Source organism: Micromonospora sp. WMMD956, assembly GCF_029626125.1.
Classification (GTDB): domain Bacteria; phylum Actinomycetota; class Actinomycetes; order Mycobacteriales; family Micromonosporaceae; genus Micromonospora; species Micromonospora carbonacea.
The window spans coordinates 1,847,572-1,866,096 of record NZ_JARUBI010000005.1 but is presented as its reverse complement, the minus strand read 5'-3'; the positions used below and the strand labels follow the sequence as shown (position 1 = coordinate 1,866,096).

Here is an 18,525-nt window from a genome sequence, read left to right as displayed (position 1 = left end):
TGGATTTGGGGGTGCCCTCTCGTGGTGCGCCCCTCAGGTCCTCAGGGCGCGGACGGTAGTGCGCGGGCCACACGGTCGGGGGCGAGATCGCCGAGCCGGACCGGGCCGCACGCGCGCCGTGGTGCAGGGCTTCGGGTCGGATCGACCCTTCGCCGGATCAGCGCCCACGGCAACTGCCCCATACTACCTGAGCCGCCCCGGTGTCGTCCCTGTTCAGGGCAGGGTACCCACAATTGGGGTCGGTGATTGTGACCTGGGTCACATGAATGTCACCCGATTGCGCCCCGTTGCGCCGCGTTCGGGGCGGGGTGGGCGGGCCCGGCCGGCCGACCTGCGCGGTCGGGCCGGCCAGCGCCTCTGGCCGCCGGTCTCCCGCAGGGAGCTCAGCGGACGGTGAAACCGACCGCCCGGGGCGACGCCTCGGCGATCTCGACGTAGGCGACCTTGTTGACCGGCACGATGACCCGCCGGCCCTTCTCGTCGGTCAGGGAGAGCGTCCCCTCGTCCTTCGCGAAGGCGTCGGTCACGATCTGCTCGATCTCGGCCGGCGACTGCGCGCTCTCCAGAACCAGCTCGCGCGGCGCGTACTGCACGCCGATCTTGACCTCCACGGTGCCTCCTCAACTGGGGCGAAAAAGCCGCCGTGGGAAGGCTATCCGATCTCACGGCCGGATGTTCAGGCTGACTCACCCTGCAACGGGAAGCTGGCGATGCCCCGCCAGGACAGCGCCGCCACGAGCGCCTCGGCCTCGGCCTTCGGCACCTGCCGGCCCCCGGCCAGCCAGAACTGCGCGGCCGTCTCCGCCGCGCCGACCAGGCCGGAGGCGAGCAGCTCGGCGTGCGCCCGGCTCACCCCCGTGTCGGAGATGATCGTGTCGGTGATCGCGGCGATGCAGCCCTGCTCCACCCGCTCCACCCGCTGCCGCACGGCCGGGTCGTTGCGCAGGTCGGACTCGAAGACCAGGCGGAACGCCTCGCTCTCGTGGTCGACGAAGTCGAAGTACGCGCGGACCGACGCGCTGACGCGTTCCTTGTTGTCGTTGGTGCCCCGCATCGCGTCGTGCACCTTCGCCACGATCGCGTCACAGTGCGTGTCCAGCAGCGCCAGGTAGAGCTCCATCTTGCCCGGGAAGTGCTGGTAGAGCACCGGCTTGGAAACCCCCGCCCGCTCGGCGATGTCGTCCATCGCGGCGGCGTGGTAGCCCTGCGCGACGAACACCTCCTGGGCCGCCGCGAGCAGCTGCTTGCGCCGCGCGGAGCGGGGCAAACGCGTGGGCCGGCCGGCGGTCTGGGCACCGTTCCCCACAGCCGTCATGGGAACCTCCGAAACTGGTCGTACGAGCCGGCATATCGCCCGAACCGGTCGGGGTCGACGAACCCCGCGCGGAATTGGCCCGCCGCTGTAACTTATCGCCACTGTCACCACACGGTAGCCTCAGCGGGGGCGACCAAGGAGCGCGCGGTGAGTGAAGCAGGGCAACCCGGTGCCGCCACCCCGGGAGAGCACGGCGACGGCACGGGTCAGCAGGACGACCTCGCCCGTTCCGTCAGCGGGTGGGCGCCCTCGGCGACCGGCTGGTCCGGTGGCGGCGACGCCGGCGCGTCGCGGGAGGCGCCGTCCGGCTGGGGCCGCGCCGAGCCGGTGTCCGGCTGGGGCGCCTCGTCGCCCCGCCACGGCGACCTGCCGGCCCCCCTGCCCGGCCCGGCGACCCGGGGCGAGCCCGCGACCCGGGTCAACGGCCACCCGCACGTCAACGGCGTGAGCCACCCCGGCGACGAGTCGCGCCCGGGCCGCCCCACGCCGGTCAGCGCGCCGCCGCACGCCGAGGGCGCCGGCTGGGAGGCCGACGACGACCGGCTGGCCGTCCCCGCGCAGCGCCCGGCCTCCGCCCTGGAGCGGTCGGCCCCGGCGCGCGGCGGCGACCCCGACCCCGCCGCCCGGCACTCCTCCGACGACCAGCCGGCCTCCCGCCTGGGTCACTGGCCGGACGACGACGCCCCGGCGTCCGCGCCCCCCGCCGGTCAGGCCCCACCGGCCGACCCCGGCTTCGACGCGGCGCGCGGCTTCCCCGCCGACCGCGCCGCCCCCGATCACGGCGCGACCGCCGGCGGGCCGTACGACTGGGCCCACCGGTTCCCGCCCGAGGACGACGACCCGCGCGGCTACCCGGCGGCCGAGCCCGGTCGCGGCGGCCGGCCCGGCGAGCCGGGTCGTGGCGGCTATCCCGGCGAGCCCGACCGGGGCGGCCGCCCCGGCTATCCCGGCGAGCCCGACCGGGGGCGCGACGAGACCGCCGCGCCGCCCCCGCCGGGCTGGGCCGGCCCCGACTGGAACCGCCCGAGCTGGGGTGGTGGGTGGGCGCCGCCGTGGTCCCGCGACCAGGGCGAGCCGGTCGCCCGCCGGTCCCGCGACGACGAAGACGAGCCCGCCCGCCGGTCCCGCGACGACGAACCGGCCGGGCGTCGCCTGCGCGCCGACGAGGACACCGCCGACCGCCGCGCCGGCGTGGACGAGCTGGCCGGGCGTCGGGCCGGCGTGGACGAGCTGGCCGGGCGTCGGGCCCGCGCGGAGGCCGAGCCGAACGGCCCGGCGCGCGCGGAGGCCGAGCAGGCCGGTCCGCCGTCGCGCGAGGGCCGGGCGGCCGACTGGGCCCCACCGGCCGGTCGGGGCCACCCGCCGGAGCCGGTCCACCCCTACGCCGCCGAGCCGACCCGGCCCTACGAGCCGGTCCGCGCCGAGCCGGTCCGGCCGTACCAGCCGGTCCGCGCCGAGCCGGTCCGGCCGTACGAGGTGCCCCGTCCCGGGTCCGAGCCGCGTGCTGGGTCCGAGCCGCGTGCTGGGTCCGAGCCGCGTGCCGGGTCCGAGCCGCGTGCCGGGTCCGAGCCGGCCACCCGACCCGCCCCGGAGCCGGCCGAGCGCCCCGCCTGGGCCGGTGCCCACCCGGCGTCCGCCCCGCCCGCCGGCGGGCCCGGGACCTCGTCCGCCGCAGCCGTCGACCCGGCCGAGGTCCGGGCCGCCGCCCGGCCCTTCCGGCTCCGTCCGGTCCCCGAGGACGCCCCGCCCACCGACGCACCCGGCCGACCGCCGACCGCCACCGCCACCGGTGCCGGACCGACCGCCGTGCCCGCCACGAGCGGGATCGGCCGGCTGGTCCGCACCCCGCCCGCGCCCGCCCCGGCGAGCGCACCCCCGTACGCGGCCCGCCGATCCGCACCCGACCCGGTGAACCCGGCCGCCCCGGCCGACGGGGGCCGGCAGCCGGACCGCACGGCGGTGCTGCCGCAGCGCGTCCCCGCCGAACCGGACGTGCCCGTCGTGCCGGAGCCGCCAGCCGTGGAGCCCCCCGCAGAGACCCCGGAGCTCGCCCGCATCGCCACCCACCTTCGTCGCGACGACGAGCCCGCCCCGCCGCAGGAGCGGCCCGAGGGGTTCGACGTCAACGCCATCCTCGACGCCGTGCGCGGTGTCGCCGGGGTGCGGGACGCGGCCCTGCGCCGCACCCCGGCCGGCGCGCACAGCCTGCGGCTCGACCTCGCCGACGGCGCCGACCCCGCCGAGGTGAGCCGCCAGGTGGCCCGTCTGCTCCAGGATCGGATGGGGCTGGCCGCCGCCCCGCAGGACGCCGCGGGGCCACCGGGCGTCCCGCCCCCGCCCGTGCGTCGCCGCTCCGCCGAGGCGCGCCCCGACCTGCGGGGCGCCGCCCCCCGGCCCCCCGAGCGGCGGCCCGCCGACCCCCGGGCCGCCGGCCGGCTGCCGGAGGGGCGACCGTCCGCCGACGCGCCGCCGCCCCGGCTCGACCGCCGGGCCGACCCGGCGGGGGAGCCGCCGCGCCGGCGTCGCCAGGCGACCACGCACCGGGGCCGGGCCGCCGTGGAGGAGCCGGGCCAGGTCAGCGCCGCCCCCGCCGGGCTCGCGACCGGCAGCCCGGCGACGCTCGGCTCCTCGTACTCCGGTGGGCAGATGACCACGACGGAGACCGCGCCCTCGCGACCGCTGGACACCGGCGGCGCGCCGGGGCCCCGCGTGGTGATCGACCACGTCCAGGTGAGCACGTTCGGCCTCGACGCGAACGTCGAGGTCCGCCTCCTCGCCGACCGGGAGACCGCATCCGGTTACGCGACCGGGCCCGCCGTCGACGGCTACGTGCTGCGGCTCTGCGCCGTCGCCGCCGCGGCGGCGGTGGACCAGCTGCTGCGCGGCGGCGAGCAGGAGCCCGACCGGGGCCGGTGCTTCGTCGAGCACGCGGCGGTGGTGCCGTTCGGCAACTGCGAGGTGGCCACGGTCGTGGTGCTGCTGGTCTGCGACGGCTGGGTCGAGCAGCTCGCCGGCTCGGCGCTGGTGGCCGGCGACCCCCGGCAGGCCGTCGTCCGGGCCACCCTGGCGGCCGTCAATCGCCGCCTGGAGGCGCTGCTCGCGTGAGCCGCCGGGCCGGGCGCGCCCGACGGGCGGCTCCCGGTGCGGGGCCGGTCGGCGGTCCGGCGTGGCCGTCGCCGGCCGGTGGGCGCAACGCGGGCGGGACGCGGCGGGCGCGGGCAGACTTGGTGCCATGAAAGCCGCCATCCTCGGGCCGGACCACCACCTGCCCCCGCACGGCACCCCGCCGCCGTGGCCCGGTCGGGAGGTACGCCTCGACGGCACCGTCACCCACGTCCGGGACACCCCGGCCACCGCCGCCGGGGCGGAGCCGGCGCTCTACGTCCACGGCCTCGGCGGGTCGTCGCAGAACTGGACCGACCTGGCCGGGCTGCTCGCCGACCGGCTCGACGGCCAGGCCATCGACCTGCCGGGATTCGGGCACAGCGAGCCGAGCCGGCGCTACACCGTCCCCGCGTTCGCCGAGCACGTGGTCCGCTGGATCGAGCACTCCGGCCGGGGGCCGGTGCACCTGCTCGGCAACTCGCTGGGCGGGGCGATCTCGGTGCGGGTCGCCGCGCTGCGCCCGGACCTGGTACGCACGCTGACCCTGATCTCCCCGGCCCTGCCCTTCCTGGACTTCCGCCGCTCGTTGCAGGGCCGGATGCTGCCGCTGCTGGCCGTCCCGCGCGGGGAGCGGCTCGTCGGCTGGCAACTGGCCCGGCTGGATCCGGAGGTGATGGCGCAGCAGGTGCTGGAGTCCTGCGTGGCCGACCTGACCCGGATCAGCGAGCAGCGCCGGCGGGAGGCGTTGGAGGAGATCCTGCTGCGCTACCAGGCCGCGCACTACGCCTCCGTGTACGTGCGCACCTTCCGCGGCCTGGTCTCCAGCTTCCTGCGTTCCTACCTGCGGGGGCCGGAGTCGCTGTGGCGGCTCGCGGCGGCGGTGCGGGTGCCGACGCTGGTGATCGGCGGGTCCGAGGACCGGCTGGTCGACGTGCGGGTGGCCCCGCAGGCCGCCCGGGTGATCCCGGACAGCCGGCTGCTGATGCTGCGCGGCGTCGGGCACGTGGCCCAGCTGGAGGTGCCCCGCACGGTGGCCCGCGCGGTGCTCGGTCTGCTCGACGAAGTGGCGAACCCCGTGACGGTCCGTGACGTGGCATCCTGACCGGGATGCCCGGATTCCTGCCTCGTCGCGCTTCCCGCCCGAATTCCCCCGCAACCCCGCCCGCCCGCCGGCGGGCCCTGCTGTCGGCCGCCGCCCTCGCCGGGTGCGTCCTGGCCGGCGCGGTCCTGCTGACGGCCCGGCCCCCGACCGGCGGCGGGCCCCCGACCGAGGTCGAGGCGCTGGCCGTGGACCAGGCCGCCCGCACACCGGCCCCGCCGGGCGGCGCGGCCCCGGCCCCGGCGTCGCCGGGCCCCGGCGGCCCTCCGGCGGCGGCGTTCGGCGGCTCCCCGCCCGTCGACCCCGGCGCCCCGCCGGCCCCCGGGCCGTCCCCGGTGCTGCGGATCCCGGGCCCCGTGCCGTCGGCCGGCGGGGGCGGCTTCCGGTACGACGACCGCCCCGGCGCGGTGCTCGGCGCGGCCGGCGCGCTGCGCCGCTACCGGGTGGCGGTGGAACGGGAGGCGGGCGAGGACGCGGGCGACTTCGGCACGGCGGTGCAGGAGGCGCTGGCGGGGCCGGGAAGCTGGGTGGACAGCGGCCGGCTGCGGCTGCAACGGGTGCCCGGCACGGCCCGGCACGACTTCACGGTCTACCTGGCCACGGCCGGCACGGCGGCGCGGATGTGCGCGGCCGGCGGGGTCGACATCCGGGTGGACGGGCGGCCCTACACCTCCTGCCGCGCGCCCGGGAAAGTGATCATCAATCTCGACCGGTGGCGGCTGTCGGTGCCGCACTTCGTCGCGGCCGGGGTGCCGCTGGCGGTCTACCGGACGTACGTGGTGAACCACGAGGTCGGGCACCAGTTGGGCCACGGCCACGAGCGCTGCCCGAAGCCGGGCCGGCCGGCGCCGGTGATGATGCAGCAGACCCTCTTCCTCAAGGGCTGCGTGGCGAACCCGTGGCCGTACCGGGACGGCCGCCGCTACGCCGGCCCGCCGCTGTGACCGGGGGCCTGCCGCGGTGATGGGGGCCTGCCGCGGTGATGGGGGGCCTGCCGCCGTGACCGGGGCGGTTCCCGTCGCTGCGGCCGGGGCGGGGCGCGCAGGGAAAGGCGAGGGCTTCTCGCACTGCTAGCGGTAAAAGCGCAGTTGGGCGCGATTTGTCTGTCAGGCTGACGAGGTGACTTCCCTCTCCCGGTCCGGGGCGTACCGCCCCCGGCGGCCGGGTCGCCCGGGGCCCCGTACGGCGCTCGGCGGCCTGTCCGCCCTGGTGGCCGTCGCCGCCGCCGTGCTCCTGGTCCTCGGCGCGGTGCCGCCGACCGGGCCGGCGCAGCCCGGCGGGGCGGGGGCCGGCGCGGGCGACCACAGCGTCGGGGCCGCGCCGCGCGACCGGGCCGACCAGGCCGGTCGGGCCGAGCAGGGGCGGTCGGGCGACTGGCCGACCAGCGGACCCGGCCGGTTCGTCGCCGCCGCGGGCGGGTCCCCGGTCCGGGGCGCGGGCGGGCCGGTGCGCCGCTACCGGGTGCTCGTCGAGCGGGACACGGGCCAGGACGCGGACGCGTTCGCCGAGGCGGTCGACGAGGCGCTGGGCGACCCGCGCAGCTGGACCGCCTCGGGCGAGGTGCGGCTGCAACGGGTGGCCGGGCCCGCCGCCCCCGCCGGCCCGGAAGCCGCCGCCGCCCCCTTCGCCCCCTCCGACCCCTCCGCCCCCGGTGTCTCCGGGGTTTCCGCACCCGAGGTGGACTTCACCGTCTACCTGGCCACCCCCGTCACCTCGGAGCGGATGTGCGCGCTCGGCGGGCTGCGCACCGAGCGGTACACCTCCTGCCGCCTGCCCGGTCAGGTGATCATCAACCTGGCCCGGTGGATGGAGGCGGTTCCGGACTACGGCGCCCCGCTGGACGCCTACCGCACGTACGTGGTCAACCACGAGGTCGGGCACGAGCTCGGCGAGCTGCACGAGGCGTGCCCGGGGCCGGGCGAGCCCGCGCCGGTGATGCAGCAGCAGACGTACGGCCTCGACGGCTGCGTCGCGAACCCCTGGCCCTACCTCGACGGCAGGCGGTACGCGGGGGAGCAGGTCCCGGGCACCTGAGATATTCCCGCTCCCGCATGTCGGGCGGGTGTCCCTGCTCATGGCCGACCGGCGCTCCGGCGAGTGACAATGGCTCGTCACCCACGCCGATCCCGGGGAGTCCACCGTGTCGTTGCCCCCGCTCGTCGAGCCCGCCGCCGAGCTGACCGTTGACGAGATCCGCCGCTACTCGCGCCACCTGATCATCCCCGACGTCGGGGTCGAGGGGCAGAAGCGGCTGAAGAACGCTCGGGTGCTCTGTGTGGGCGCCGGCGGTCTCGGCTCGCCGGCCCTGCTCTACCTGGCCGCGGCGGGCGTCGGGACGCTCGGCATCATCGACTTCGACACCGTCGACGAGTCCAACCTCCAGCGGCAGGTCATCCACGGCGTCTCCGACGTCGGCCGGTCCAAGGCCGAGTCCGCCGCCGCGTCGATCCGGGAGATCAACCCGCTGGTCACCGTGGAGATCCACAACACGGCGCTGGACCGGGACAACGTGCGGGAGATCTTCTCCGGCTACGACCTGATCGTCGACGGCACCGACAACTTCGCCACCCGCTACATGGTCAACGACGCGGCGGTGCTGCTCGGCAAGCCGTACGTCTGGGGGTCGATCTACCGGTTCGACGGCCAGGCGTCGGTGTTCTGGGCCGAGCACGGCCCCTGCTACCGCTGCCTCTACCCGGAGCCCCCGCCGCCCGGCATGGTCCCCTCCTGCGCCGAGGGCGGCGTGCTCGGCGTGCTCTGCGCGTCGATCGGCTCGATCCAGGTCAACGAGGCGATCAAGCTGCTCGCCGGCATCGGTGAGCCGCTGGTCGGCCGGCTGATGGTCTACGACGCCCTGGAGATGAGCTACCGCAAGATCAAGGTCCGGAAGGACCCGAACTGCGTGCTCTGCGGCGAGAACCCGACGGTCACCGACCTGCTGGAGGACTACGAGGACTTCTGCGGCGCGGTCTCCGAGGAGGCCCAGGAGGCGGTGGTCGACGCGACGATCACCGCAGCCGAGCTGAAGGAGTGGCAGGACGCCGGCAAGGACATCTTCCTCGTCGACGTCCGCGAGCCCGCCGAGTACGAGATCGTCCGGATCCCCGGCTCGACGCTCATCCCCAAGGGCGAGATCATCTCCGGCGAGGCGCTGGCGAAGCTGCCGCAGGACAAGCAGATCGTGCTGCACTGCAAGTCCGGCGTCCGCTCCGCCGAGGCGCTCGCCGCGCTCAAGGCGGCCGGCTTCCGCGACGCGGTGCACGTCCAGGGCGGCGTCCTGTCCTGGATCAAGCAGATCGACCCCTCGCTGCCGGCGTACTGACCGCTGGCGGTGCAAGGAAGGGCCCCTTCTTAACGCTTACGGCAGAGAAGGGGCCCCTTCTCACATCCGCGCGCCCACCGTTCACATCTGCTCGCCCACCGTTGGCACCTGCTCGCCCAGTGTCGCCCGGCCGACCATCCGAGGTGGGATCGCGTCTGCGTCGGTAGCGTTCCTGCCGTGGTCGACTTGGACGCCGCGATCGGGTTCGTGGTGGCGCACGGTGACGCGGTGGAACGGGCCCGGCTGTCCTGGCTGCGGGCCGGCGCGACACCGTCGCCGGAGTTGCTCGACAGCGCCGAGGTGGGGCAGACGCCCACCGGCGGCTGGCCCGCCGTGTGGGGCACCGACCTCGCCTCGGTCGACGCCACCTGCTTCCGTCTCGCCGAGCTGGACGACCTCGGCGCGCTCGGCCGGCCCGCCGCCCGCCGGGCGCTGGACTGGCTCGCGTCCTGGCAGCAGGCCGACGGCGGCTGGGAGGAGGACGCCGCCCTCGCCGACGACGCCCCCTGGTGGGCCCGGCCCGGCGACCCCGAGGCGCGGCTGTACCTGACCGCCACCGTCACCTTCTGGCTCACCGTCGCCGACCTGGACGCGGCGCGAGCCGCCGCACCGCCCGGCCGCTGGTCGACGCACGCGCCCGACCCCCGCTGGTCGGCTCCCCCGCCCGACCCCCGCTGGCCGGCCGGCCCGCCCGACCAGGCGACCGGCAGCCCGCACGCCGGCAGCCCGCACGCCGGCAGCCCGCACGCCGGCAACCAGCTCGCCGGCAACCAGCTCGCCGGCGACACGTACGCCGGTGCCGTGCAGGCCGGCGTCCGGGCCCTCGCCGGGCAGCTCCAGCCGGACGGCACCTTCCCGTCGTACCTGGCCGTCGGCTGGCTGAGCGCGGCGGTCTTCCACCAGCAGGAGCTGTTCTACGAGTCGGCCCGGATCCAGGTGGTGCTGGCCGACCGGATGCCGAAGCTCTCCCCGGCCAACGCGGCGTCGCTGGCGGCCGCCCTGCGCCGGGTCGGCGTCGACGAGCAGCACTGGACGCTGGTCGCGGCCCGCCGCCGGCTGACCGAGACCCAGCGCAGCGACGGCGGCTGGGAGAGCGACGACGGCCACCAGTTCGACGTGCACACCACCCTGGCGGCGATCCGCGCCTGCCGCTGACCGGCACCACCGCCGCCTCAGCCCCGCCCAGCGGGGTGAGAAGGGAACCCCTCTCTACCGTATGCGTTAACAGGGGGCCCCTCCTTACCCCTACCCCCGCAGGTGGCCGTCGCCCGTCACCACGTACTTCGTGCTGGTCAGCTCCGGCAGGCCCATCGGCCCCCGGGCGTGCAGCTTCTGCGTCGAGATGCCGATCTCCGCGCCGAAGCCGAACTCGCCGCCATCGGTGAACCGGGTCGAGGCGTTGACCATCACCGCCGCCGCGTCCACCCGGGCCACGAACTCGCGGGCCGCCGACTGGGAGTCGGTGACGATCGCCTCGGTGTGCCCCGTGCCGTACCGGCGGATGTGCGCCACCGCCGCGTCGAGCGAATCGACGACGGCGACGGAGATGTCGGCCGACAGGTATTCCGTGGCGAAGTCCTCGTCGGTCGCCGGCACCACCGCCGACGAGTACGCGGCGACCTCCGGCGAGCCGTGCACCGTCACCCCGGCCTCGGCGAACGCGGCCAGCACCGCCGGCAGGAACGCGTCCGCGACGGAGGCGTGCACCAGCAGCGACTCGGCGGTGTTGCAGGTCGACAGGCGCTGGGTCTTCGCGTTCAGGGTGATCGCGACGGCCTTGGCGAGGTCGGCGGCGGCGTCGACGTACACGTGGCAGTTGCCCACCCCCGTCTCGATCACCGGCACCGTCGACTCCTCGACGACGGTGCGGATCAGCGACGCCCCGCCGCGCGGGATCAGCACGTCGACCAGGCCGCGCGCCCGCATCAGCTCCTTGACCGAGTCGCGGGAGCTGGCGTCGAGCAGCTGCACGGCGTCCGCCGGCAGGCCCGCGTCGGCGATCGCGTCGCGGAGCACCGCGACCAGGGCCGCGTTGGAGTGCGCCGCCGAGCCGGAGCCGCGCAGCAGCGCCGCGTTGCCCGACTTCAGGCAGATCCCGGCGGCGTCGACGGTCACGTTGGGGCGGGCCTCGTAGATGATCCCGACCACCCCGAACGGCACCCGGACCTGCCGCAGCTCCAGCCCGTTGGGCAGGGTCGAGCCGCGGACCACCTCGCCGACCGGGTCGGGCAGCGCGGCCATCTCGCGCAGCGCCTCGGCGATGCCCGCCACCCGCGCGGCGTTGAGCGCGAGCCGGTCCAGGATGGCCGCGCTCAGCCCGGCCTCCCGCCCGGCCGCCAGGTCCGCCGCGTTCGCGGTCACGATCTCGGCGGTACGCGCGACCAGCGCGTCGGCCATCGCCACCAGCGCGGCGTCCTTGGTGGTACGCGTGGCGACCGCCAGGGCCTCCGCCGCGCCCCGGGCCCGCCTGGCCTGCTCGACGACGCTCATCCAGCTCACTCCTCACGGTGTTAGGAAGGGACCCCTGTACAACAGAATGCGTTAACAGGGGGCCCCTGCTTACAGCAGCACCAGGTCGTCGCGGTGGACGACCTCACGTTCGTACGCCGGCCCGAGCGCCGCCGCCAGCTCGCCGGTGGAGCGGCCGAGCAGCCCGGGCAGCTCCACGGCGTCGTAGTTGACCAGCCCCCGGGCCACCGGCGCGCCCCCCGAGTCGACCAGGTCGACGGGGTCGCCGGCGGTGAACGCCCCGTCGACGGCGGTGATCCCGGCCGGCAGCAGCGACTTGCGCCGCCCCACCACGGCGGCCACCGCGCCCGCGTCGAGGTGCAGCCGGCCGCGCGGGGTGGTGGCGTGGGCCAGCCAGAACAGCCGGGCGGTCGGGCGTCTGCGTTCGGCGTGGAACAGGGTGCCGACCTCGTCGCCGGCCAGCGCGGCGGCGGCGAGCGGGGCGGCGGTGAGCACCACCGGGATGCCGAAGCCGGTGGCGATCCGGGCCGCCTCGACCTTGGTCACCATGCCGCCGGTGCCGACGCCGGCCCGCCCGGCCCCGCCGATCTGCACGCCGGCCAGGTCGCGTTCGTCGTGGACGTCGGTGATCCGGGTCGACCCGGGGCGGGCCGGGTCGCCGGTCCACAGGGCGTCGACGTCGGAGAGCAGGACCAGCAGCTCGGCGTGGACGAGGGCGGCGACGAGGGCGGCGAGCCGGTCGTTGTCGCCGAAGCGGATCTCCTCGGTGGCGACGGTGTCGTTCTCGTTGACGATCGGCACGGCCCGCAGGTCGAGCAGCTTGCGCAGCGTCCGGTACGCGTTGCGGTAGTGCGCCCGCCGGGTCACGTCGTCGACGGTGAGCAGCACCTGCCCGACGGTGAGGCGGTGCCGGGCGAAGCCGGCCGCGTACCGGCCGATCAGCAGGCCCTGGCCGACGCTGGCGGCGGCCTGCTGGGTGGCCAGGTCGCGCGGGCGGCGGCTGAGCCCGAGCGGGGCGAGCCCGGCGGCGATCGCGCCGGAGGAGACCAGCACCACCTCGCGGCCGTCGGCGGCGAGCCGGGCGAGGGTGTCGACCAGCGCGTCGACGCGGGCGTCGTCGAGGCCCCCGGACGCGGTGGTCAGCGAGGACGAGCCGATCTTGACGACGACCCGCCGGGCCGAGGTGACTGCGAGACGCACCCGCCCATTCTGCGCGGTCGGGTCGGCGGGCCCCGGCGGCGTTCCCATATCGTGGCAGCTCGTGACACCTGCGGAGTACGTCGAGGCGGTCCTGGAGCTGGTCGAGCGCATCCCGCCTGGCCGGGTGATGTCGTACGGCGCGGTGGCCGACGCGCTGGCCGAGCGCTCGGGGCGGGCGTCGGCGCGGCTGGTCGGCTCGATCATGGCCCGGCACGGGGGCGGGGTGCCGTGGCACCGGGTGGTCACCTCGGCGGGCCGGCTGCCGCCCGGTCACGAGGTCGAGGCGCGGGCCCGGCTGCGCGCCGAGGGCGCCCCGCTGGGCGGGACGGGGGTGGACATGGCCGCGGCGGCCTGGTCGCCGGAAGAGGGGATGTGACCGCGACCGTAACGTGAGTAACATTCGGCGTCATGACGCTGCCGCCCGCCGGACCCGGGACGCCGCCCGCGGCCCAGGCGCCGCAGCCCGGCGCGGGCGGGGCCGCTCCGCAGTCCGGCGGCCACGTCCTGCCCCGCCGGGTGCACGCCGGCTACGCCCTCGGCTCCCTGGTCACCGGGGCTTTCGGCACCGTGCCGGGGCTGCTGCTCCTGCCCTACCTGACCGACACCCTCGGCGTCGCCGCCGGGGTGGCCGCCCTGCTGGTGCTCCTGCCGAAGGCGTGGGACGTGCTGGTCAACCCCGTCGCCGGGCGGATCTCCGACCGCACCAGGTCGCGCTGGGGGGCCCGCCGGCCGTACCTGCTGCTCGGCGGGCTCGCCCTCGCCGTGCTGTTCGCCGCGATCTTCGCCGCCCCGTTCGACGCCGGCCCGGCCGCCGGGGCGTACGTCGCCCTCGCCTTCCTCGCCACGGCGACCGCGTTCGCGTTCTTCCAGGTCCCGTACGTGGCGATGCCGGCCGAGCTGACCGACGACTACGCCGAACGTACCCGGCTGATGAGCTGGCGGATCGCGGTGCTGGCGGTGGCCATCCTGGTCTCCGGCGCGGTGGCCCCCGCCGTGGTGACCGCCGGCGGCGACGGCGTCGCCGGGCACCGCTGGATGGGCCTGTTCGTCGCCGCGCTGATCGTGCTCGGCACCCTCGGCGCGTTCCTCGGCACCCGGGGCGCGCCCACCGGCACGGTCGGCGAGAGCGAGCCGACACTGCGCGCCCAGCTCGCCGTCGCCGCCCGCAACCGGCCGTTCCGGGCGCTGCTGGTCTGCTTCGTGATCCAGTCCGCCGGGGTGGCCACCATCCTGGCCGGGGTCAGCTACTTCGCCGACCAGGTGCTGCGCGACCCCACCACCGGCCCGACCGTGCTGTTCGCCTGCTTCGTCGGGCCGGCGCTGCTGGTGATGCCGCTGTGGACCCGCGTCGGCGCGCGGGTCGGCAAGCGGTCCGCGCTGGTCGCCGCGTCCGTGCTGCTCACGGCGGGGGCCGCCGGCCTGGTCGCCGCGCCGGCGCTGCCGGCCGTCGCGGTCTATCTCGTGGTCGCGGTCATCGGCGTCGGGTACGCCGGCCAGCAGGTCTTCGCGCTGGCCATGCTGCCCGACTGCATCGCGTACGACACGGCGCGCACCGGCCGCCGGCAGGCCGGCGTGTTCACCGGCCTGTGGACGGCGGGGGAGACCCTCGGCCTCGCCCTCGGCCCCGGCATCTACGGCCTGGTGCTCCAGCTCAGCGGCTACGTCTCCTCCGACACCGGCACCGCCGCGGCGCAGTCCGACGCGGCCCGCCTCGGCGTGCTGCTGGGCTTCACCGTGCTGCCCGCCCTGCTGGTCGGCCCGCCCCTGCTCCTGCTGCGCCACTACACGCTCACCCGGGACGACCTGCTTACCGTCGCCGCCGGCCACCAGGGGACCGGCCACCACGAGAGGAACGGCACCGCCGCATGAGCGACGACCAGGACAACGGCCAGGACACCGGCCGGGCGCTGCCGGAGCGCGGGCTGCCGGCCGAGCGGGTGCTCGGCGACGTCAAGGCGCTGCGCGCGGGCGACCGGCCCACGCACGGGGGGCGGCTCTTCGCGTACGTCTACGACCCGGCCGTGCCCGGCCTGGACGAGCTGGCCGCCGCCGCCCACGCGGGCAGCGCGCACGTCAACGGGCTCGACCCGACGGCGTTCCCGTCGCTGCTGGCGATGGAGAACGCGCTGGTCGGGGCGGCGTCCCGGCTGCTCGGCGGCGGCCCCGCCAGCACCGCCCCCGACGTCGTCGGCAGCGTCACCAGCGGCGGCACCGAGTCGCTGATCCTCGCCGTGAAGGCCGCCCGTGACGCCCGCCCCGACGTCGCCGCGCCCCGCATCGCCGTGCCGACGACCGCCCACGCGGCGTTCGCCAAGGCCGCCCACTACCTGCGGGTCGCCCTCGACCCGGTGCCCGTCGACCCGGTGACCCTGCGGCCGTCCGCCGCCGCCGTGGCCGCCGCGATCGGCCCCGACACGGTCCTGGTGGCCTGCTCCGCCCCCTCGTACGCGCACGGCGTCGTCGACCCCGTCGCCGAGATCGCGGCGGTGGCCGCCGAGGCGGGGGTGCGCTGCCACGTCGACGCCTGCTTCGGCGGCTGGACGCTGCCCTGGCTGCGCCGCCTCGGCGAGCCGGTGCCGCCGTTCGACTTCGCCGTCGCCGGGGTCACCTCGATCTCCGTCGACCTGCACAAGTACGCGTACGCCCCGAAGGGCGTCTCCGTGCTGCTGCACCGCACCCCGGCGCTGCGCGCCCCGCAGTTCTTCGCGTACGCCGACTGGCCCGGCTACACGATGGTCAACCCGGTGATCGCCTCCACCCGCTCCGGCGGCCCGATCGCCGCCGCGTACGCCACCCTGCGCCACCTCGGCGAGGACGGCTACCTGCGGCTGGCGGCGGCCACCCGCGACGCCGTGGCCGGCCTCGCCGACGCGGTACGCGGCACCGCCGGGCTGCGGCTGCTGGCCGAGCCCGAGTCGACGGTGGTCTGCTTCACCTCCACCGACCCGACGCTGGACCTGTTCGTGCTGGTCGACGAGCTGACCGCCCGCGGCTGGCACACCCAGCCCCAACTCTCGTACGGTGACCTGCCGGCCAGCGTGCACCTCACGGTGACCGCCGCGGTGGCCCCCCGGGTGGCGGAGTTCGGCCCCGACCTGGCCGACGCGGCGGCGGCGGCCCGCGCCGCCGGCCCGGTGGAGCTGCCCGCCGAGCTGACCGCGCTCGCCGCGACGCTGACCCCCGACGCGCTCACCCCGGAACTGGTCGCCGGCCTGGCCGCCGCCCTTGGCCTCGGCGGCGCTGCGGTTGGCCCGGGCCCGGTGGTGGCCGGCGTTGGCGACGCGACGGCTGGCCCGGGCGACGCGGCGGTTGGCCCGGGCGACGCTGCGGTTGGCCCCGGCGGCGGCTTCGCGCCGGACGCCACCGTCAACGCCCTGCTCGACGCCGCCCCGCCGGCCCTGCGGGAGCGGCTGCTGGTCGAGTTCGTCGGCCTGCTGCAACGCCCGACCTACTGAGCTGCCCCTGAGCCGCCGCCCCGAGCTGTCCCGTTCGGGGCGGGCGGCGGCTGTGGTTGACTGGCGCGGAGGAGAGAGGGGGCGGTCGTGCAGCTGCCGGCAGTGCTCGGGGAGCCGATCCGGTTCGTGCTGAACTGGGGCCGCCGCTACTCGCTGTGGGTGTTCAACTTCGGCCTGGCCTGCTGCGCCATCGAGTTCATCGCCACCAGCATGGGCCGGCACGACTTCATCCGGCTGGGCGTCATCCCGTTCGCCCACGGCCCGCGCCAGGCCGACCTGATGGTGGTCTCCGGCACGGTCACCGACAAGATGGCCCCGGCGATCAAGCGGCTCTACGACCAGATGCCCGAGCCCAAGTACGTCATCTCCTTCGGCGCGTGCTCCAACTGTGGCGGCCCCTACTGGGACTCGTACTCGGTGACCAAGGGCGTCGACCAGCTCATCCCCGTCGACGTGTACGTGCCCGGCTGCCCGCCCCGCCCGGAGGCGCTGCTGCACGGCATCCTGCGCCTCCAGGAGAAGATCGCCGCCGAGCAGTCCGGGATCGGTGGCGTCCCCCGCCCCGACCCCCTGGCCTCCCCGGCCGACGCGGCGCCCGTCGCCGCCCGGCCGCCCCGACCGGTGGACTCGCTGACCGCCCCGCCGGTCCGCCCGCCCACCGTCCCCTAGCTGTACTGCCCGGGCAGGGCGGCGACGAGCAATGACTAGGCAGATCTTGGAAGATTTCGGCCCCCGGAGGGGCCATCTGCTGCCAAGATCTCCCGTTCGCGGGCCGGTGGCTACCGCCGTCCCCGGTCATCGATCAACAGATGACAGAACGCGACCTGGCTCGCCGACGGCATGACTCCAGCGCGGCCCTTTGCTCTGCACCCGCCCACGCAACGCTCGCGCAGAGTGGTCGGCGGCTACCCGCTTCCGCCCATTCGTGACCTTGCATATGGCCGACTCCGTGACGGTGTTGCGTGGGTGGGTGCAGAGCAAAGCGAGCCGCGGGTGTCCTGTGCCGCCAACGCTTCGTCACCCAGAGCGACATTCGCGGTCCCCGCTGGTGGCTGTGCACGGATCATCCCGCGTGCCCGCGGCGTCGGGTTCGGCGCGGCCGTCCGACCCACCTCGCCTGGCCCCGCTCGGCGGCCGAGCCGCGTCTCCTGGCCGAGAGCCGCACCGGCCGGGCGCGACCCAGGGGGCGGGCGGGGCGGTGGCGGGGTGGGATTAGCCTGCGGCCATGAACCAGTCTGCGGACAAGCGTTCCGCTTTCATCGTCGACGTGCTGACCGAGGAGTTCGGCGCGTCGATGGCGCTCGACCCGGCGGCGTTCCGCCGCAAGTTCCGCAAGATGGCCGCCTCGCCGTTCGCGTTCTACCGGGGCAGCGCCTCGCTCTTCTACGCCGACCAGCGGGGCGACTTCGCCGACGACGCGTTCCTCGACGAGCGCACCAGCCGGGTATGGATCCACGGGGACCTGCACGCGGAGAACTTCGGCACCTACATGAACGCCTCCGGGCGGCTGGTGTTCAACGTCAACGACTTCGACGAGGCGTACGTCGGGCCGTTCACCTGGGACCTGCGCCGCCTCGCCGCCAGCGTCGCCCTGCTCGGCTACGCCAAGGCGCTCTCCGACCGCGCGATCGGTGACCTGGTCGCCGGCTTCGCCCGGTCGTACCTGACGGAGCTGCGGGCCATCGCCGCCGGCGGGGACGACGCGATCGGCTCGATCACCCTCGACAACGCCGACGGGGTGCTGCGCCGGGTGCTCCAGCAGGCCCGGCTCAACACCCGGGTGGACCTGCTCGCCGCGCAGACCACCGTCGACAACTACGAGCGCCGGTTCTCCCTCGGCGACGGGGTGTTCGAGATCGACGGCGACACCCGGGAGAAGGTCTGCGCCGCGTTCGCCGACTACCTGGGCAGCCTGCCCGAGTCCTCGGCGAACCTGCGCCCGGTCTCCGCGCACATCAAGGACGTCGTGCTGCGCAAGGGGGTGGGCATCGGCTCGGCCGGGCTGCCGTCGTACAACCTGCTGCTGGAGGGGCACACCGAGGCGCTGGAGAACGACGTCGTCATCTACATGAAGCAGGCCCAGGTGCCGGCGGTCGCCCGGCACATCGACGACGAGCGGGTGCGGTCGTACTTCCGGCACCAGGGGCACCGGACGGCGGAGTCGCAGCGGGCGCTCCAGGCCCACGCCGACCCGTGGCTGGGCTTCACCGAGCTGGACGGGGCGGGGCAGCTCGTCGCGGAGGTCTCCCCGTACGCCGCCGACCTGGACTGGTCGGACGTCAACGAGCCGGAGGAGCTGGCCGGGGTGCTGGCCGACCTGGGCCGGGCGGTGGCCCGGATGCACTCGGTCGCCGACGACGAGTCCAGTCACGACCTGGTCGACTACTCCACCGAGGAGGCGATCGTCGCGGCGGTCGACACGGACCCCGACGGGTTCGTCGCGGGCCTGGTGGAGTTCGCCCACGCGTACGGGCTGCGGGCCCGCGAGGACCATCAGCTCTTCGTCGACCTTTTCCGCAACGGCCGGCTGCCCGGCATCTGATCAGGCCCGGGGCCGGCC

At 76.0% G+C, this 18,525-nt stretch carries 15 protein-coding genes; 11 read left to right on the top strand and 4 right to left on the bottom strand.

Features of this window, described 5'->3' with window-relative positions; genetic code table 11:
- Nucleotides 1–383: 383 nt before the first annotated feature.
- The gene (locus O7628_RS08645; RefSeq protein ID WP_007073114.1) at nt 384–611 is read right to left on the bottom strand and encodes a DUF3107 domain-containing protein; all 228 of its coding nucleotides are present in this window, start codon (nt 609–611) and stop codon (nt 384–386) included.
- 65 nt (nt 612–676) lie between these two features.
- Entirely contained in the window at nt 677–1,315 is a 639-nt protein-coding gene (locus O7628_RS08640) for a TetR/AcrR family transcriptional regulator (RefSeq protein WP_043965396.1), read from the bottom strand.
- Between the two features lie 147 nt (nt 1,316–1,462).
- On the opposite strand from O7628_RS08640, the gene O7628_RS08635 reads away from it, so the two are divergent.
- From O7628_RS08635 to O7628_RS08610, 6 genes are all read left to right on the top strand, one after another.
- Nucleotides 1,463–4,420 (top strand): hypothetical protein, encoded by a 2,958-nt coding sequence (locus tag O7628_RS08635; protein WP_347405152.1) that lies wholly within the window; start codon nt 1,463–1,465, stop codon nt 4,418–4,420.
- A gap of 127 nt (nt 4,421–4,547) precedes the next feature.
- A complete protein-coding gene (locus O7628_RS08630; RefSeq protein WP_278129450.1) occupies nt 4,548–5,522 on the top strand; it encodes an alpha/beta hydrolase in 975 nt (324 codons plus the stop codon).
- Nucleotides 5,519–6,463, top strand: coding sequence for a DUF3152 domain-containing protein (locus O7628_RS08625; RefSeq protein WP_278136260.1), 945 nt, complete (start codon nt 5,519–5,521; stop codon nt 6,461–6,463). The genes O7628_RS08630 and O7628_RS08625 overlap by 4 nt, the downstream gene beginning before the upstream one ends.
- A gap of 175 nt (nt 6,464–6,638) precedes the next feature.
- Entirely contained in the window at nt 6,639–7,553 is a 915-nt protein-coding gene (locus O7628_RS08620; protein ID WP_278129449.1) for a DUF3152 domain-containing protein, read from the top strand.
- Nucleotides 7,554–7,659: 106 nt separating this feature from the next.
- Complete coding sequence (gene moeZ, locus O7628_RS08615) at nt 7,660–8,841, top strand: adenylyltransferase/sulfurtransferase MoeZ (protein WP_074472834.1); 1,182 nt, start codon at nt 7,660–7,662, stop codon at nt 8,839–8,841.
- Nucleotides 8,842–9,018: 177 nt separating this feature from the next.
- Nucleotides 9,019–9,996, top strand: coding sequence for a prenyltransferase/squalene oxidase repeat-containing protein (locus O7628_RS08610; protein WP_278129448.1), 978 nt, complete (start codon nt 9,019–9,021; stop codon nt 9,994–9,996).
- A 90-nt stretch (nt 9,997–10,086) separates the two neighbouring features.
- On the opposite strand, the gene O7628_RS08605 is transcribed toward O7628_RS08610, so the two are convergent.
- Both O7628_RS08605 and proB read right to left on the bottom strand, forming a co-directional pair.
- Nucleotides 10,087–11,331: a glutamate-5-semialdehyde dehydrogenase gene (locus O7628_RS08605; RefSeq protein ID WP_278129447.1), complete on the bottom strand. Its 1,245-nt coding sequence runs from the start codon at nt 11,329–11,331 to the stop codon at nt 10,087–10,089.
- A gap of 69 nt (nt 11,332–11,400) precedes the next feature.
- The gene (gene proB, locus O7628_RS08600) at nt 11,401–12,558 is read right to left on the bottom strand and encodes a glutamate 5-kinase (protein WP_278129446.1); all 1,158 of its coding nucleotides are present in this window, start codon (nt 12,556–12,558) and stop codon (nt 11,401–11,403) included.
- A 13-nt stretch (nt 12,559–12,571) separates the two neighbouring features.
- Between proB and O7628_RS08595 the strand changes: the two genes are divergently transcribed.
- The 5 genes from O7628_RS08595 (at nt 12,572) to O7628_RS08575 (ending at nt 18,507) form a co-directional block, all read left to right on the top strand.
- A complete protein-coding gene (locus tag O7628_RS08595; RefSeq protein WP_074472481.1) occupies nt 12,572–12,886 on the top strand; it encodes an MGMT family protein in 315 nt (104 codons plus the stop codon).
- Between the two features lie 32 nt (nt 12,887–12,918).
- Nucleotides 12,919–14,379, top strand: a complete 1,461-nt coding sequence (locus tag O7628_RS08590) for an MFS transporter (protein WP_278129445.1) — start codon at nt 12,919–12,921, stop codon at nt 14,377–14,379.
- Nucleotides 14,376–15,965 carry an aminotransferase class V-fold PLP-dependent enzyme gene (locus O7628_RS08585; protein WP_278129444.1) on the top strand — a complete coding sequence of 530 codons (1,590 nt, stop codon included), beginning with the start codon at nt 14,376–14,378 and terminating at the stop codon, nt 15,963–15,965. The genes O7628_RS08590 and O7628_RS08585 overlap by 4 nt, the downstream gene beginning before the upstream one ends.
- A gap of 87 nt (nt 15,966–16,052) precedes the next feature.
- Nucleotides 16,053–16,634: an NADH-quinone oxidoreductase subunit B gene (locus O7628_RS08580; RefSeq protein ID WP_278129443.1), complete on the top strand. Its 582-nt coding sequence runs from the start codon at nt 16,053–16,055 to the stop codon at nt 16,632–16,634.
- Nucleotides 16,635–17,190: 556 nt separating this feature from the next.
- Nucleotides 17,191–18,507: a DUF2252 domain-containing protein gene (locus O7628_RS08575; protein WP_278129442.1), complete on the top strand. Its 1,317-nt coding sequence runs from the start codon at nt 17,191–17,193 to the stop codon at nt 18,505–18,507.
- The last annotated feature ends 18 nt before the right edge of the window (nt 18,508–18,525 follow it).

Bases quoted from the DNA above. Each gene is read 5' to 3' on its own strand.
- O7628_RS08640 (WP_043965396.1), bottom strand. From the start codon at position 1,315: ATGACGGCTGTGGGGAACGGTGCCCAGACCGCCGGCCGGCCCACGCGT.
- O7628_RS08630 (WP_278129450.1), top strand. From the start codon at position 4,548: ATGAAAGCCGCCATCCTCGGGCCGGACCACCACCTGCCCCCGCACGGC.
- O7628_RS08605 (WP_278129447.1), bottom strand. From the start codon at position 11,331: ATGAGCGTCGTCGAGCAGGCCAGGCGGGCCCGGGGCGCGGCGGAGGCC.
- proB (WP_278129446.1), bottom strand. From the start codon at position 12,558: ATGGGAACGCCGCCGGGGCCCGCCGACCCGACCGCGCAGAATGGGCGG.
- O7628_RS08590 (WP_278129445.1), top strand. From the start codon at position 12,919: ATGACGCTGCCGCCCGCCGGACCCGGGACGCCGCCCGCGGCCCAGGCG.
- O7628_RS08585 (WP_278129444.1), top strand. From the start codon at position 14,376: ATGAGCGACGACCAGGACAACGGCCAGGACACCGGCCGGGCGCTGCCG.
- O7628_RS08575 (WP_278129442.1), top strand. From the start codon at position 17,191: ATGAACCAGTCTGCGGACAAGCGTTCCGCTTTCATCGTCGACGTGCTG.